This window comes from Candidatus Neomarinimicrobiota bacterium (genome assembly GCA_034716895.1).
Taxonomy (GTDB): domain Bacteria; phylum Fidelibacterota; class UBA8477; order UBA8477; family JABMPR01; genus JABMPR01.
Genome location: JAYEKW010000074.1, coordinates 1 through 15099, shown reverse-complemented (window position 1 = coordinate 15099; position 15099 = coordinate 1). Strand labels below are relative to the sequence as shown.

Below are 15099 nucleotides of genomic sequence, written 5' to 3'. Positions count from 1 at the left end.
AGGTAATAGTAGGTTATCATACCCCCAAGCTAAAGCATGGGGTAAGCGTTGTCCTTATTCTCACACAGCCTCTATACCCTTATATCCCTGACATCCTCGTCTCCAGGTACGCATTTAGGGGAAGAACGCCCCGCGCTTGAGCGGCTTCCGTATGATTTATCCTTTTGCATGATCACTGTATCCTGCGACATCATTTTCGATTAACAATCCCTTTGTGTGAGTCCGCTCTAAGCAGCTGGTTAGAAAGTGGTAAATTACCACCTAGCCGAATATAGTTTAGATATTGATAATGTAATCAAATGGGTTCTCTCATTGTTCTCGAGGTATCTATCAAGTCTAAAATCCTGAGGATAGTACCTGCTTTGGATTTTAACGAATCTAATAAGGATCCGTATTGAATATCCTGGTTGTTCTATAGTTCCCAGCTTGTATACCAGCCCTATTCTTTTCTTGTCCTCATGCTCCTCAATTTGCATGTACAATTTTACTAATTCACCCATCTGTATGTATATGTTTGGCAACAAGCCAGCACTGAAGATCTCACCATTGATCTTGCCATATGCACAAACATATTTATTGTCATGCAAAAGAGAGTCAATTTCTATGTCAGCCGGGGGTAACTGGGCTGAGTTTAAAATTAACCATAACATTGATAAACTTGCCTTAGTCAGCTCGGGTATTGAAATATCCCCAGAGATAAAGCCTGAATCTGATAGCGCTGTGATCAATACTTCCCGGTATTTGTTAGCACCTATTGAATAAGCATCCACTCTAATGTTCTTACTTGAATAAACATTTACGTCAAGGTTGTTATCTTTAGGAACACATACAATATGCCCAGGGCTTTTGCTCTCAGAATTATCTAAAACAGAATTTGAATCCGTTTTCGTCGGAAGTTTTAAAATTGTATCAAAAGAGATTGAATCAATTCCGAGCTCTTCCATGTCAGCTATACTTGCGAACTCGTACGGATAGTATTCCTCTAATATTTTGTGATAACGGGATGTATCATTATTTGAGCAAGAGAGCAAGACTGATAAAGCACCAATGATCAAACATATTTTGAAACACACTTTCAAAACTCTCAAACCTCCTGTAGTATCCAGAATTCTCTCCATCTTTCTAACCATATTTATACTGCAAATTACCTGTCGTTGTTTTCAATTTTGAAATGCTTTAATACACGCAGTGCTCTCAGTGTATTCCAGCGGCTGGATTTTCCAGCCGGTTCCATTTCAAAATGGACTTGCCCTGGATGTTTTGCCTGGAGGGGCCAGCGATTATCGGTTTTTCTTTTTTTGATCAATATTTCAATGGCGGGTTTTATCCGGTCATCCCATTGAAAGCCTGAGTGCTGGAAATAATCCAGAGCTTTGAGAATATCGTATTTCCATCTGCTGGGATAGGGTAGCTTAAGAAAGCTTTTTTGAATAACTTCACCTGTTCTATCAGACAGGAACAACTGGTGTACCAGAATGAATGCTCTTGATGATCGCTCTGCCTCCTTTAACTCAGCCAGTCGATAACTGTAACCATTGGATTCATACTCGTAAATACCCTCCAACACCGAAAGCGTTGTGTGTAGGGAGCTATGTGTTGCACCCACTGTATTTAGATTGCAATTGAAGCCCCCATCAGGCATACGTTCTTTTAATATGAAATCAACCACTGACTGGAGAAGATTTTCTTCCGCCCCAAAATAGGCTGCATAATTCAAGAACATGCCATTGATACATACATCACACTTTTGCTTGGCTCCTATCGGTCTTATACCACCATCAGGTCCTTTTTCATTATCCAAAATGATTCTGATGCTTTGCTTAATGAGTGTGTTTTCCGGATGAATGCAAAGATTTCTCAGATCCAGTAATGTATAGTGTGTAGATATCCATTTGGGTTGATAAAACTTCAGGCCCCAATGTCCGTCTGGATTCCGCTTTGATAAGAACTGTTTACCCCACCCTTCAGCAGAGATTCTATTCTGTAAGTCCTTTTTGTCTGCTGATAGAAGATCCCGATTGACCTGATATTGGATAGATACATCTCCTTCAAGTAGCCATTTTATGATTGCTTTATTATCCATTCAAAAAAGTTTTTTTCCGAATCCGTTTGTTGATCTCCATTGCCAGGGTCACTGGCTCGTAATCAAATAAGTCTCTCAGCAGTTGATGATCCTCAGGTACACTTTCAGCCAAATCCGCTGGAAAATTATTCAGCATCTTCAGGCTTTTGTATAAAAACCTTACAAATGGTGCAACCGGTATGAGTATAAATGATACAACCCTAATAACGGTTAAGGGGATGGCCATATGTCTGATCGTCCTTCCACTGATCAAGGAAATTAGCTGAGCAGCCTGCGGAAAGGTAAAGGCTTCCGGCCCGGTAAGCTTGATTCGCCTCCCATTTAAGTCATCACGCAGGGCTGCTTGAGCCGTGATCTCACCCACATCTTCATCAGAAATACAGGGAATGGCGCTCAGTCCACCACCGGGCACCGTCATTTTTCCGTTGCGAGTCATGGCAAAAAATATTTCTAAAGCCGGTGAAGCACCCAGGATGGTCCAATTAAAATCAGATTCAGCTATCTTTGATTCAATCTCAATTTTTATGGCCCCGAATTCCGGAATTTTCAATTCTTGCAACAGCTTTTCTCGCATTTCATAACCTGAGATATAGAGTAGTCGCGAAACGCCCTGCCGCCTGGCCTCTGCCATAATTTCTAAAACTGCATCGCGTTCGATGGCTTTCATTTTACGGATGAGTTTATTGCTCATCGCCGCAAGACAGATGACAATAGTACTGATATCTCTGAGTGATTCTACAATAGTTTGCGGATTGGTTACATCGCCTTCATAGATCTCGACCTCCTCATCCAGAACCGCTCTTGCCTGCTCACGATTGCGGCTTACAACCCGAACTCTCTGCCCTTTTTGAACAAGTTTTTGAACTATTTTGTGTCCGTAAAAACCTGTGCCACCATAGACGATAATACGCTTTGTTTTAGTCATGATCTACTCTGGATCTATGTGCCATGAGCACATTAGTTTTGGGTCAATCATTGGTGTATTATGCTGTAAGGTTACAGCCACCCCAATCCCAAACCGAAAACAATAATCAAGAGTAGGTCTATACCCCAAATCGCTGAAACTGCAATGATCCTGCTCTTCATATCTTTCATATCATAAACCCAGAAGGCTGCTATAAAAAAGGTGAGATAACCAAACAGGAAGATCAACCAGGGTGTGCCCATATCCCAGAAAGCATAATCCCAGGTCAGGGCATCCACACTGTTTAATAGTATTTCAACAAAAACACTGAATATGGATCCTGCTACAGCGATGAACCAGCGGTTGGGAATCCCCAGGATCTTATCCTCTTTGTTGGGCAGCAGCATTTTGGTCCAGATGATCCCAGCCACGGCAAACATGAACATGATCTCAATATTCAATCCGATCAAAATGACGTAAGCTGAATCTCCGGGAGTACACCAGAGTGGAGCATAATTCGTAAAATGAAATATGAGAGAATTGATGATTTCGTTGAACCAGTCCATACCCCAGAAGGCGAGACCGGCCAGGATCAGAGTGTAGTTTTTCTTCTGCATTTCACTGACATAGATGTAAAAGACAAAAGATAACATCGGTATGACATACCATTGAAACTGTGAGCCATCACGTAAAATGTTTAACGCTTGCTGGGTGAAATCGCTGGGCATAAGGCCTCCTTATCCCGCATATTTCAAAACTAAATGCTATCTTGGTGGTTCTTCTCAATCATACCATTGTGAAAACCATCGCCCTTGCACACACTTAAGAAATATGTCGGCTTCATTTTGAATTTAATGCTAAAATAAGGTTTGAAATAGGGGGGCAAAGGCAATTTCTATTTTTTTTAGATTGCGCAGATTTTTTGTCCAGAAGAAGATGGCAGGCAAATTGTTCGCATTTTCCATCCTGCTAAAACCTCAGAATAGCGAACAAGAAATATTGATTGGGGAAATTTTTAGCGTCTGGCATTCCGCAGGTGTTCTGCTTTATGGCGACATGCGCAAAGAGAGACAGCATGGTCGTGGCATTTTTCAATTAATGCCTAAGTCTGCCATTCACAAAATAACTTGGAATAATTTGGACCAAGTAACCTGAAAGGGTTTCTCCTGCTCCATGTCAGACCTATATTGCTCCGCATGAAGACTGGCTCTTGTGTAACACTCACTCTCCCCTTTAATACTGAAATAACCGCAACACCAGCGCTACTCATTCAATCTATAGAGGCTTTCTTCTGGAGGCGTTTCAAACGTTAAATTATGGCATGCCCGGTTAAAATAGGATGAAGTCTTCACCCTCACCTGACACCGGCACCGTCACCACCAATAAAAAGAGATTTGATAACAATGATCGGTCGATGCATTGTTAAAATTTTGAGGAAATCATGAGTGATCATCAAGTTAAACACATCATTGTTACCGGAGGAGTTATTTCCGGTTTGGGAAAAGGGATCGCCGCTGCTTCTTTGGGTATGCTCCTTGAGCTGAAGGGCAAGAAAGTTACCATTCAGAAGTTGGATCCCTACCTGAACGTAGATCCCGGTACCATGAACCCTTTTCAACATGGTGAGGTCTTTGTGTTGGATGATGGAACCGAAACCGATCTTGACCTGGGACACTATGAGCGCTTCATTGATGTAAATATGACCAAAGCCAACAATAGTACCGCTGGCAGCATTTACTATGAAGTTCTGGAGCGGGAACGTCGGGGAGATTACCTGGGTGGAACCGTTCAAATTATCCCTCACGTTACTGATGAGATCATCAAACGGGTAGAAACACCCGAGAAGGTCGATCCCGATCTTGATATTGTCATTACTGAGATCGGCGGAACTGTGGGTGATATTGAGAGTCTCTCTTTCCTGGAGGCTTTGCGTCAATTCCAGCAGGCGCGAGGTCGGGAAAATGTCATAATCCTCCACGTCACTCTGATCCCCTATATCGGCGCCAGCGAAGAGTTAAAAACCAAACCCAGTCAACATTCTGTCATGCGCCTGAGAGAGATCGGTCTCCAACCGGATATTCTACTTTGTCGGACACAACACCCTTTAACCGATGATGTCCGGCAAAAACTGGCCTTATTCACAAACGTGAGTCCTAATGCCGTGATCCAGGGCATGGATGCCAAGTCTATTTATGAAGTACCGCTGTTACTCAAGCAGGAACACCTGGCTGGTATCGTCATGGAAAAACTTCAGTTGGAGAATATTGATTCAGACACTACCCAGTGGCAGCAGTTTGTGGAAAGGATCCTCAACCCGGAAGATGAGATAACGATTGCAGTGACCGGTAAATATACAGCAATGATCGATGCCTATAAGAGTATTATTGAATCCTTTATCCATGCCGGTGTAGACAACCGCTGTAGGGTTAAGGTTGAATTTATTGATGCTGAGGATCTTGAGACCAACACCGGTCTGGAGAAATTTCTGGGTCATGTTCATGGTGTGTTGATTCCTGGTGGGTTTGGCTCACGGGGAATCGAAGGCAAGATCAGGGCAGCCCAATATGCCAGGGGAAATCAAATCCCGTTTCTGGGCTTATGTCTGGGTTTACAAATTGCGGTGATCGAATACGCCCGCAACGTAATTGGGCTAAAAAATGCCAATTCTGAGGAATTTGATGAGAGCTCTGAACACCATGTGATCCACCTCATGCTTTCCCAACATCAGGTCACTCGTAAAGGAGCCAGTATGCGTCTTGGCGCCTATGACTGTGTACTGAAGCCCGGCACCAAATCATTCGCAACTTATGCTGAAACAACGGTTTCCGAGCGTCACCGCCATCGCTTTGAGGTCAACAACGCTTATCGAAGCCAACTTGAGGCTAAGGGAATGATCATTTCCGGAACATCGCCAGACAATGAGCTGGTCGAAATGGTTGAAATTGCAGATCATCCCTGGTTTATTGCCACTCAGGCGCACCCTGAATTCAAATCTCGAGTTGCCAAAACCCACCCTCTGTTTCGGGATTTTGTGAAAGCAGGGTTAGCGTTTAAGCATAAATAATCCTTTCCCTGCTCAATATTTTTATCAAATTATAGCTCTGATTCGCTAACCCTTTAATCAGTTCTACTCATTTTGAGCACAGCTTTGTGCTCTTATACCATTTTCACTTAATTGGAGTAAATCATGGTATTTAAACCACCATCAAGCGATGGTCATCGTCAACGATTACGTGACCGCTTCTTTCAAAATGGAATTGAATCATTTCACGACTATGAAGTACTGGAATTGCTACTCATCTCGGCAACTCCACGTAAGGACATGAAACCCCAGGCCAAGGAATTAATGCGGCGTTTTGGTTCTTTGTCCGGCGTGCTAGAGGCACCAACATCTGTTCTCCTGGATATTCAGGGTATGGGTCTCGCCAATGTATTTGCACTAAAATTACCCCATGCCGTAGGACGTCGTTACCTTTTCGAGCAAGCCAGAGGTAAGGATTACCTGCATTCAAGCAGAACGGTCAAAGATTATCTTACCCACAATCTCAGGGAGCGTAACCGTGAAATATTTATGGTGATTTTTCTGGATAGCCAGAACCAGATCCTCAAAATGGATGAAATGTTTGCTGGAACTTTGAATACTTCAGCCGTTTATCCTCGTCAGGTGGTTCAAAAAGTTCTTGATTATGATGCGGCGAGTGTGATTCTGGTACATAATCACCCATCGGGTGGCCTCACGCCTTCCAGCAGTGATCGAGCGGTAACCAAAAAATTGCAGACAGCTCTGGCAGCTATTGATGTTGATATCCTGGATCATCTCATTGTCGGCGGCAACGAGTTTTTCTCGTTTGCAGATCATCGATTGCTGTAGAACATTTCCTTGAATTGTATAGGGTCAGCAACTCACGATTTAAGTCGTGGGTTTCTTTATTTTGACTGCACCTTCCCCATCTCTTCCCTGAGGATAAGGTCTGATTCCAATTCGGGATGATCTCCACGAATATCTTTATAGAAATCTCGAATTTGGTCCATGTCTTTTTTTATGTCTCCGGTGGGAATAAATGAGGGACCAGTACCGGCCTGCTTATTCACATAATCAACATAACCCAACAAGAGCGGAACCTGGGCTTTATTAGCAATATGATAAAAGCCAGACTTCCAGTGATCCGTTTTTTTGCGTGTTCCTTCGGGAGCAATGGCGATGATCAGGTCGTCATGAGTAGCATAATATTCAGCAATCTGGTCAACGACACCATGGGTGCTCCTGCGATCAATGGAAATACCACCCAACCAACGCATAAAATTTCCAAAGGGTTTTTTGAATAGAGTATGTTTACCCATCCAGGAGACTTTGATCCTCAGCATAAACATGATCGCCAACAGATACATGAAATCCCAATTACTGGTGTGGGGGGCACAAATCAACATGAACTTGCCAGCATGTGGCAACTCACCCTTAAATTCCCAGCCTCTGGCTTTCATAAACATCTTCCCCAGAAAATATTTGAATTGTCCGGATTTTTTATTCTTTTTCATGGTCACACACTCCCCATTGTTTGTTGCTCATTTCCCGGCCAGCTAAAAATGCCGTTGACCAGCTGGAGGTCAAATTGTAGCCTCCAGTCTCACCATTTACATCCATCACCTCACCTGCAAAATAGAGATTTGCAGTAAGTTTTGACTCCATGGTCGTTGGGTCGATCTCCTTTAATGATACACCTCCAGAAGTTACAATAGCATGGTCATAAGAATCATGACCAATGACTTGCATGGGAAACTCCTTCAGCAACATCCGGAGCTGCTTACGCTCTTCACCTGTTACTTGATGAAGATGTTTGTGTGGATCGATGGCTAAAATATCAATAAAAAGATCGATCATTTTGCGGGGCAACAGTGTTTTCAGCATATTCTTAAAACTCTGTTTGCTGTGTTCTGATATCTCCCGTAATAGCCGCTGATCCAATTTTTTATGATCCAATGCTGGTTTCAGGTCGATCTTGATCTGGACTTCTCGTCTGGCATCCAGCATGCTTACCAGAGTCTCGCTCAAGGTTAGAATAATGGGTCCCGTCACACCTTTACGGGTAAACATCATTTCACCGAACCGTTCCTTGATCTTTTTATTTTCAGACCAAATCGAGACGGTCACATTCCGGAGACTCACACCTTGAACCCGTTGTGCAACGTCACCTGAAGTCAAAACGGGAACCAAAGATGGCGCAGTATCGGTTATTGTATGCCCAAAAGCCTGGGCCATGAGATATCCCTCGCCTGTTGAGCCTGTGGCTGGGTAGGATAAACCACCAGAGGTAATACAAACCTGGTCAGCAGTTACTTCTGTTGGTTTCCCAGAGTGCATAAGCTGCAAAACGAATTGACCATTTTCAGCTTTGGAAAGCATTGTCACGTGTGCCTGTGTTATAACGGGGATATTTAACTGATCCAGCTTATTTACAAAGGCATCAACAATATCCGTAGCCCGATCACTTTGCGGAAAATAGCGTCCTCCCCGTTCCAGCTTGGTGGGGACATCCATTTCATGCAGATAATTCAAAAGATCATGGTTAAAAAATTGTGAAAAGGAATATTTAAGGAAACGCCCTTTTTTACCAAATCGATTCAGGAAACTCTGCATGCCCTCTTCATTGGTAATATTACAGCGTCCTTTTCCCGATATCCTCAGCTTGAGAGCAGGTTTTCGCATCTTTTCCAGCAGGACAACACGATGATCGGGGTTATAAGCTTCAATGGCAGCCATGAGACCGGCTGGTCCAGCCCCAATAACGATGGTATTATAGTGAGCATTTAAGGAGATAGAGCGCTTCTCACATCAAATTCTGAATCTCGGTCTTAAATTCATTTACCAATGAGGCGGCAACGGTCTGGTTGGCTCCCTCAGCAAAGATCCTAATAATTGGCTCTGTATTTGAGGCTCGAAAATGAACCCAGCGATCCTTCCAGGTGATCTTAACTCCGTCCTCCAGGTTGGGCATAAGGCTGGTGTATTTTTCTGCCAGTGCGCTAAGAATTTCAGTCGGTTGATAGCCCTGAACATTAATCCTATCCTTGACCATTTCATAGCGGGGCAGGTCATCGGCGATCTCACGGATCGACTGACCGGTCTCAGCCATAAGAGAAAGGATCAAACCAGAAGCAACCAACGAATCACGTCCCAGGTGAGATTCAGCTAAAATGACACCACCATTCCCTTCGCCCCCAATCAGACTGTCCTGCTGTTGCATTCTACGGGCTACATGAATTTCGCCCACCGGTGTTCGTAATACCTGGCGACCATAACGTTCTGCTAATTTATCCAGAGCCATGGTTGTACTAAGATTTGTAACTATGGGACGGTGGTCACCTTCAGCGGTGTTTCGCAAAGCATGATAGGCAGCCAGAACCAGGGTATATTCTTCAACCAGTGGTTTCCCATTTTCATCAATTACGGCCAACCTGTCAGCATCCGGATCGGTAGCAATGCCAATATCAGCGCTTTGTCGATGAACCTCAATTTTAAGGTCATTCAGATTTTCCGGTAAGGGTTCTGGGGTGTGGACAAAATTGCCATCATTATCACAGTTAATTTTGATCACTTCGCAACCAATCCGTTCCAGAAAGGCTGGTAAAGCTTCGGATCCGGCACCGTTAATGGCATCTATCACCACCTTAGGACGACGACGACGAATGGCTTCAACATTCATCAAATCCAATTTCATGACATTGATGATATGTCGCTCAATGCGGTCCTCCAACAGGGTAACTTTCCCTGTAGGTTCTGCTTGAGTCAGTCCTGCTTGATTGACTTTCGATAATTCTTTTTGAAGCTGTTTATGTTCCTCTGTATCCAGAAATAAGCCTTCAGCACCAACAAATTTTAAAGCATTCCACTCAATGGGGTTATGACTTGCCGTTACAATTATACCACCCCTGGCATTCAGATCTTTCACCATAAGCTGGGCGGTTGGTGTGGGACAAATACCACAATCAATGATCTCACAGCCCATTCGTTTCAGGGTCATTTCGACTACTTCTTTGAACATTTCGCCGGAGGGGCGACTATCCTGGGCAATTACGATCCGTCCTTTTCCCATAAGTTGAGCGAAAGCCTGGGTATAGACTTTTACTACCTCAACATCAAATCCATCATCAATGATTCCGCGAACTCCTGAGATTCCAGATATCAACATAGGTATTATTCCTCCAGTTTGGGTAGGACTAAGCTAGATCAGCTTATATCCAATCAAATCATCAATTATTGTGTTTCCAATGGTAAATGGTTTATTCTCTACAAAAACAAACCCTTGACGAACATACCATTGAATGGCCGGTTTATTCTCAACCATAACCCCCAACCAGACGCGATCAGTTACATACTGACGGGCTGACTCAATTCCATATTCCAGCATTTGCTTACCTAGTTTTAATTTCTGATACTGCGGTAAAACATAAAGTGAGGTAACAAAAAACTCAGACCGATGGATATCCCAATGGGTTTTGCTATATCCAACGATCTTATCACCAGAAAGGGCGACACATCCTTCAACGATTTTTGAATCAAAAAGATTTTTTAACTTCTCCGGTGCATAATATGATTCATGGAAAACCCGTCGATCTGTTTCGGGTATAAATTCTCCATAAGCAGCTGCCCAGGAATCCCAGGCCACCTGCCGAATCGCTGGAAGGTCCGCTTTACGCCAGGGACGCACCAGGGTCATGATCGAAAAGCTTCCTTATACAGCGAAAAGGCCAGCACGATCCAGCCAATTACAAAAGCAGTGCCTCCAATTGGAGTAATTGCTCCCAAAATCTTTATTCCGCTAAGAGCCAAAACATAAAGGCTTCCGGAAAACAACAGAACACCAGCAATAAACATATAGCCCGTGATATTCAGGGCTTTAGGGCTCATGATCTTTGAAAACAGAGGTAAACTCAACAGGGCAATTGAATGCATGGCCTGATAGAAAACCGCTTTATCCCAAATGATCAACCCATAGGAATTGTCCCAGGCTTCTAAATATGGTTTAAGTGCGTGAGCTCCAAAAGCTCCCAATGCTACGGTTAGTCCACCGAGAATCGCACCCATAAATGCAAAAAAATATACAGACATTGTTACTCCTTGATATCTCGCGCACGTTTTTGCCCACGAAGAAAATATTGAAAAAATATGGATCCCCCATACATCTGTTTCATGGTTGCTGTAACTGCTTGTGGTTGCCTTTTTTTCTTGGCTTCCAGGTGTTTAGTAAATAGCAGTATGGGATGAGTTAAAATCCAGGCAATAGCCAGGACAATGGCCCCCATCCGCTTCCAGTCACGAATAAGTGCCGAGAAGCCAAAAGCAACCCCTTCCAAAGCTAGACGAGTAGGTAAAACAGCGGCCAAATAGGCAAAGGGATAATTTTTGATGATCATCATCAGATTATTTCGATGGTTCAGATACTTTTTCTGAAATCGATCAGGAGGGAGGGTCCACCCCGAATGATGATAAATTTTAGCTGCCGGAGCATTTACCACCCGCCAACCTGCATTATGCAGTCGCCAGCACAGATCGATCTCTTCCATGTGGGCAAAAAAATCTTCATCAAACAGACCAACTTCATCAAGAGCTGTTCCGCGAAGAAGCAGGGCGGTTCCGCTGGCCCAGAAAATATCCCGAGGAGTATCATAAAAGCCATCATCGGTTTCCATTGATGTGAAGATACGTCCCAATGCATACGGATATGCCAGAACGTCCATGAGTCCGCCAACTCCGCCGGCATAGTCAAATACTTCAGGGGCTTTAGCTGACATGATCTTGGGTTGAACCGCCGCAATCTTTGGGTCTGATTCAATCTGTTCAACCAACTGCTCAATCCAATCAGATTCGTGGGTTGTATCATTATTTAAAACCAGATAATGATCAGACTTAATAGTTCTAAGCCCCACATTGCAGCCACCGGCAAATCCTAAATTCTTAGCGTTTTTAATCAGTGTGACTTTGGGAAACGCTCGCTGAACAAAAGCCACACTGTCATCTGACGAGGCATTATCCACAACTACGATCTCCAGATTTGGATACTGAGAAGCTTTCAATGAGCGCAAACAGGGCTCTAGAATCTCAATCCCGTTCCAGTGCGGAATAACCACAGTGACTTTAGAATGCATATGACTTTCATGTTTCATAGCTTTTAAGATACACAATTGGACTCTATTTTCAAATCATTGTGCGCGAAGAAAGTTACCTGCACTGCGTTGTTTGTCCACTTTTAATCCAAGACAGGTATTTGATCCTGTTCATTCTTATCGTAAATGTGTCGCTCGATTGAATAATTTGCAATTTTAATTCAAATGAAAGCCTGGAGGCATAGATGGAAAAGATAAATGTTGGCGATTTCATGGCAAAGAAGGTGGTTGTCTTTAAACCTGAAATGGATATCTATGCTGCTATTGATGAATTGGTTAAATCTGCCATCTCTGGTGCACCTGTGGTAGATGATAATGGTAAGTTGATTGGGATTATCTCTCAAAAAGATTGCCTGCGAACACTGGCCAATGGGGTATTCCATGATGCGCCGGCGGGTCCTGTAAGTGAATATATGACCGAAGCGGTGATGAGTATCGGTCCCGAAATGGATATTTTTACAGTTGCTGATCTATTTTTGAACAATGTCTATCGCCGTATCCCTGTAGTTGAAAATGATATTGTTGTGGGACAGATCAGTCGACGCGATGTGCTCTGTGCAATTCAACACATGGCGGGAAACGTTAAGACCTGATCAATAATTCCGCCCACCAGTAATGGTTACCAAATAAATGATTGATTGAGTAAATCTCCTCTTGTCAGGGGCAAAACACCAAATACCTTGGCGCCATGTTAAATGATACCATTTTTGTAATATTAACCGAAACAGGAGAGACCACGTGAAGATCGGTATTCCCGTTGAGACGGTTTCCGGAGAGACCCGCGTTGCTATGGTTCCCGGAAATATCGCAGCTTTTACTCGCCTGGAGCATGAGATCATTATCCAAAAGAACGCCGGAGCCAATTCTTTTATCTCTGATAAAGAATTTGAGAAAGCCGGCGCAAGCATTGTGGATGATGCCAAGATGCTCTTTGCCCAGGCCGACGTCGTTTTTAAAGTTCAGCCCCCCAGTGCTGATGAAGTAAAATTAATGAAAGATGGAGCCATCTACATGGGAAACCTCGCTCCATTGAACAACCATGATACGCTTAAAGCCATGAACAAAAAGCAGATAACTGGATTTGCTACTGAGTTCATTCCCCGAATATCCCGGGCCCAAAGCATGGATACTTTAAGCTCCATGGCGACCCTGGCTGGCTACAAAGCAGTTTTGATCTCAGCCAATCACCTGGGTAAGATCTTTCCTCTGCTCATGACTGCAGCTGGATCTATTCCTCCTGCAACAACTTTTATTTTGGGTGCCGGTGTGGCTGGTCTCCAGGCTATTGCCACAGCCAAGCGACTTGGCTCTCGAGTAGAAGCCTTCGATCCCAGACCAGCCGTTGAAGAACAAGTAAAAAGTCTCGGTGCCACATTTGTTCACATGGAAGTTCCCGAGGAGAATGTGGAAACCACTGGCGGATATGCCAAACAGCAGTCTGATGCCTTCCTCGTTGCTGAACAAAAAGCCATTAGTGCACGTTTGCCAAAGGTTGATGTGATTATCACCACAGCTCAGATCTTTGGAAAGGCCGCTCCCATTCTCATCACTGAAGAAATGGTGAAGATGATGCGCTCCGGTTCTGTGATCATTGATCTGGCAATTGAAGGTGGCGGAAATTGTGAACTGACTGAAGCTGGAAAGACAGTTGTCAAACATGGAGTGACCATCGTGGGCACTCTCAACCTGCCGGCGACCCTGCCAATTAACGGAAGCAGCATGTTCTCCAAGAACTTGCTCAACCTGTTTAAGAACATCTTTCAGAAAGAGAACAATAGTCTTGACTTCGATGAAGAGGTCACAGCTGGTGCCTGCATCACCCATGCTGGCGAAATCCGTAATGAATTGGTGAAAAAATCCATGACCGGAGGTAATGCATAATGGAAAGCCTAATCGTATCCATCTATGTTTTCACACTGGCCGTTTTTATCGGCTTTGAGTTGATCACAAAAGTTCCGCCATTATTACATACACCCCTTATGTCTGGCTCAAATGCTATTTCAGGTATCACCGTAGTAGGTGCCTTGTTGGCGGCCAACGCCGACAACTGGGGTTTAAGCACCATTCTGGGTGTTTTCGCCATCGCTTTTGCCATGATCAATGTGATCGGCGGGTTTATGGTGACTGACCGTATGCTGGGCATGTTTAAAAAAGATAAAAAGACTGAGAAGGGGGCCTGATCATGATCTATCTGGAACAGTTTTCCTACCTCCTGGCCTCTGTCTTATTCATTGTTGCTCTTAAAATGCTGGGTTCCGCAAAAACAGCCCGCAAGGGGATGCAATATGCCATGTTTGCCATGGCCCTGGCAATTGTCATTACGCTGGTCATATCTGGAATCGTAGGTCCCCTTCAGATCATCATCGGTATGGTTGTTGGCGGACTGATCGGTGGCGTGGTGGCCAAGCGTATCGAGATGACTTCCATGCCCCAGATGGTTGCCCTGTTCAATGGTTTTGGTGGTATAGCCTCAACTCTGGTTGCTTATTCTGAGTATCTGCGCTTTAGTGGCTCGGAGACCATGGATGTAAGGGTAACCGTCATTATAAGTCTTTTCATTGGTACGGTAACGCTCGCCGGTTCACTGGTCGCTTATGCTAAACTTCAGGGTATCATGCCTGGTAGACCGATTGTACTGCCCATGCACCAACTGCTTAATGCCCTCCTGATTGTCGGCGTTGTGATCTTTGGTGTCATGAATGTCATGGAACCCAATGTTCAGATGTGGCCCTTGCTAATCATTGCTGCTGCTGCAATTTTCGGGATCACCTTTGTAATCCCCATCGGTGGTGCTGATATGCCTGTAGTGATCGCCCTGCTGAATTCATATTCAGGTTTGGCTGCATCGGCTACTGGTTTTGTATTATCCAATAATGTACTGATCATTGCGGGTGCCCTGGTGGGTGCGTCAGGACTGATCCTGACCCAGTTGATGTGCGATGCCATGAAC

General features: G+C 44.1%; 16 protein-coding genes. 6 read left to right on the top strand and 10 right to left on the bottom strand.

All coding sequences use genetic code 11. The features are described from left to right. Nucleotides 1–254 precede the first annotated feature (254 nt). The 4 genes from U9Q77_05335 to U9Q77_05320 all read right to left on the bottom strand — a co-directional run bounded on the left by U9Q77_05335 (nucleotide 255) and on the right by U9Q77_05320 (nucleotide 3715). Nucleotides 255–1130, bottom strand: coding sequence for a hypothetical protein (locus U9Q77_05335; protein ID MEA3286781.1), 876 nt, complete (start codon nucleotides 1128–1130; stop codon nucleotides 255–257). Nucleotides 1131–1144: 14 nt separating this feature from the next. Continuing rightward, complete coding sequence (locus U9Q77_05330; GenBank protein MEA3286780.1) at nucleotides 1145–2083, bottom strand: hypothetical protein; 939 nt, start codon at nucleotides 2081–2083, stop codon at nucleotides 1145–1147. Further along, a complete protein-coding gene (locus U9Q77_05325; GenBank protein MEA3286779.1) occupies nucleotides 2076–3008 on the bottom strand; it encodes an NAD(P)H-binding protein in 933 nt (310 codons plus the stop codon). Before U9Q77_05325 ends, U9Q77_05330 begins: the two co-directional genes overlap by 8 nt. A gap of 71 nt (nucleotides 3009–3079) precedes the next feature. Beyond that, the gene (locus U9Q77_05320; protein MEA3286778.1) at nucleotides 3080–3715 is read right to left on the bottom strand and encodes a hypothetical protein; all 636 of its coding nucleotides are present in this window, start codon (nucleotides 3713–3715) and stop codon (nucleotides 3080–3082) included. 713 nt (nucleotides 3716–4428) lie between these two features. Here U9Q77_05320 and U9Q77_05315 point away from each other — a divergent pair. Then, entirely contained in the window at nucleotides 4429–6051 is a 1623-nt protein-coding gene (locus U9Q77_05315) for a CTP synthase (GenBank protein ID MEA3286777.1), read from the top strand. Nucleotides 6052–6174: 123 nt separating this feature from the next. Further along, entirely contained in the window at nucleotides 6175–6858 is a 684-nt protein-coding gene (gene radC, locus U9Q77_05310; GenBank protein ID MEA3286776.1) for a DNA repair protein RadC, read from the top strand. Nucleotides 6859–6914: 56 nt separating this feature from the next. Here the strand turns inward: radC and U9Q77_05305 are convergent, their stop codons facing one another. From U9Q77_05305 to U9Q77_05280, 6 genes are read right to left on the bottom strand one after another with little or no spacing between them, the layout of a single operon-like run. Continuing rightward, nucleotides 6915–7523 carry a lysophospholipid acyltransferase family protein gene (locus U9Q77_05305; protein ID MEA3286775.1) on the bottom strand — a complete coding sequence of 203 codons (609 nt, stop codon included), beginning with the start codon at nucleotides 7521–7523 and terminating at the stop codon, nucleotides 6915–6917. Beyond that, entirely contained in the window at nucleotides 7510–8769 is a 1260-nt protein-coding gene (locus U9Q77_05300) for an NAD(P)/FAD-dependent oxidoreductase (protein ID MEA3286774.1), read from the bottom strand. The genes U9Q77_05305 and U9Q77_05300 overlap by 14 nt, the downstream gene beginning before the upstream one ends. A gap of 43 nt (nucleotides 8770–8812) precedes the next feature. Next, nucleotides 8813–10174: a phosphoglucosamine mutase gene (glmM, locus tag U9Q77_05295; GenBank protein ID MEA3286773.1), complete on the bottom strand. Its 1362-nt coding sequence runs from the start codon at nucleotides 10172–10174 to the stop codon at nucleotides 8813–8815. A gap of 33 nt (nucleotides 10175–10207) precedes the next feature. Further along, the gene (locus U9Q77_05290) at nucleotides 10208–10702 is read right to left on the bottom strand and encodes an N-acetyltransferase (protein MEA3286772.1); all 495 of its coding nucleotides are present in this window, start codon (nucleotides 10700–10702) and stop codon (nucleotides 10208–10210) included. Further along, nucleotides 10699–11094 carry a DUF423 domain-containing protein gene (locus tag U9Q77_05285; GenBank protein MEA3286771.1) on the bottom strand — a complete coding sequence of 132 codons (396 nt, stop codon included), beginning with the start codon at nucleotides 11092–11094 and terminating at the stop codon, nucleotides 10699–10701. Before U9Q77_05285 ends, U9Q77_05290 begins: the two co-directional genes overlap by 4 nt. Nucleotides 11095–11096: 2 nt before the next feature. Beyond that, entirely contained in the window at nucleotides 11097–12131 is a 1035-nt protein-coding gene (locus U9Q77_05280; GenBank protein MEA3286770.1) for a glycosyltransferase, read from the bottom strand. A 203-nt stretch (nucleotides 12132–12334) separates the two neighbouring features. Here U9Q77_05280 and U9Q77_05275 point away from each other — a divergent pair, with 203 nt between their 5' ends. From U9Q77_05275 to U9Q77_05260, 4 genes are all read left to right on the top strand, one after another. Then, nucleotides 12335–12742 (top strand): CBS domain-containing protein, encoded by a 408-nt coding sequence (locus U9Q77_05275; protein MEA3286769.1) that lies wholly within the window; start codon nucleotides 12335–12337, stop codon nucleotides 12740–12742. A 145-nt stretch (nucleotides 12743–12887) separates the two neighbouring features. Beyond that, complete coding sequence (locus tag U9Q77_05270) at nucleotides 12888–14030, top strand: Re/Si-specific NAD(P)(+) transhydrogenase subunit alpha (GenBank protein ID MEA3286768.1); 1143 nt, start codon at nucleotides 12888–12890, stop codon at nucleotides 14028–14030. Further along, nucleotides 14030–14329, top strand: a complete 300-nt coding sequence (locus U9Q77_05265; protein MEA3286767.1) for an NAD(P) transhydrogenase subunit alpha — start codon at nucleotides 14030–14032, stop codon at nucleotides 14327–14329. The genes U9Q77_05270 and U9Q77_05265 overlap by 1 nt, the downstream gene beginning before the upstream one ends. Before the next feature lie 2 nt (nucleotides 14330–14331). Further along, the coding region (locus U9Q77_05260; GenBank protein ID MEA3286766.1) for an NAD(P)(+) transhydrogenase (Re/Si-specific) subunit beta at nucleotides 14332–15099 on the top strand (768 nt) is incomplete at its 3' end.

What these genes read in the sequence shown, in the direction of transcription:
- U9Q77_05280 (MEA3286770.1), bottom strand. Translation starts at nt 12,131, where the DNA reads ATGCATTCTAAAGTCACTGTGGTTATTCCGCACTGGAACGGGATTGAG.
- U9Q77_05275 (MEA3286769.1), top strand. Translation starts at nt 12,335, where the DNA reads ATGGAAAAGATAAATGTTGGCGATTTCATGGCAAAGAAGGTGGTTGTC.
- U9Q77_05325 (MEA3286779.1), bottom strand. Translation starts at nt 3,008, where the DNA reads ATGACTAAAACAAAGCGTATTATCGTCTATGGTGGCACAGGTTTTTAC.
- glmM (MEA3286773.1), bottom strand. Translation starts at nt 10,174, where the DNA reads ATGTTGATATCTGGAATCTCAGGAGTTCGCGGAATCATTGATGATGGA.
- U9Q77_05265 (MEA3286767.1), top strand. Translation starts at nt 14,030, where the DNA reads ATGGAAAGCCTAATCGTATCCATCTATGTTTTCACACTGGCCGTTTTT.
- U9Q77_05285 (MEA3286771.1), bottom strand. Translation starts at nt 11,094, where the DNA reads ATGTCTGTATATTTTTTTGCATTTATGGGTGCGATTCTCGGTGGACTA.
- U9Q77_05290 (MEA3286772.1), bottom strand. Translation starts at nt 10,702, where the DNA reads ATGACCCTGGTGCGTCCCTGGCGTAAAGCGGACCTTCCAGCGATTCGG.
- U9Q77_05330 (MEA3286780.1), bottom strand. Translation starts at nt 2,083, where the DNA reads ATGGATAATAAAGCAATCATAAAATGGCTACTTGAAGGAGATGTATCT.
- radC (MEA3286776.1), top strand. Translation starts at nt 6,175, where the DNA reads ATGGTATTTAAACCACCATCAAGCGATGGTCATCGTCAACGATTACGT.
- U9Q77_05305 (MEA3286775.1), bottom strand. Translation starts at nt 7,523, where the DNA reads ATGAAAAAGAATAAAAAATCCGGACAATTCAAATATTTTCTGGGGAAG.
- U9Q77_05320 (MEA3286778.1), bottom strand. Translation starts at nt 3,715, where the DNA reads ATGCCCAGCGATTTCACCCAGCAAGCGTTAAACATTTTACGTGATGGC.
- U9Q77_05335 (MEA3286781.1), bottom strand. Translation starts at nt 1,130, where the DNA reads ATGGTTAGAAAGATGGAGAGAATTCTGGATACTACAGGAGGTTTGAGA.
- U9Q77_05315 (MEA3286777.1), top strand. Translation starts at nt 4,429, where the DNA reads ATGAGTGATCATCAAGTTAAACACATCATTGTTACCGGAGGAGTTATT.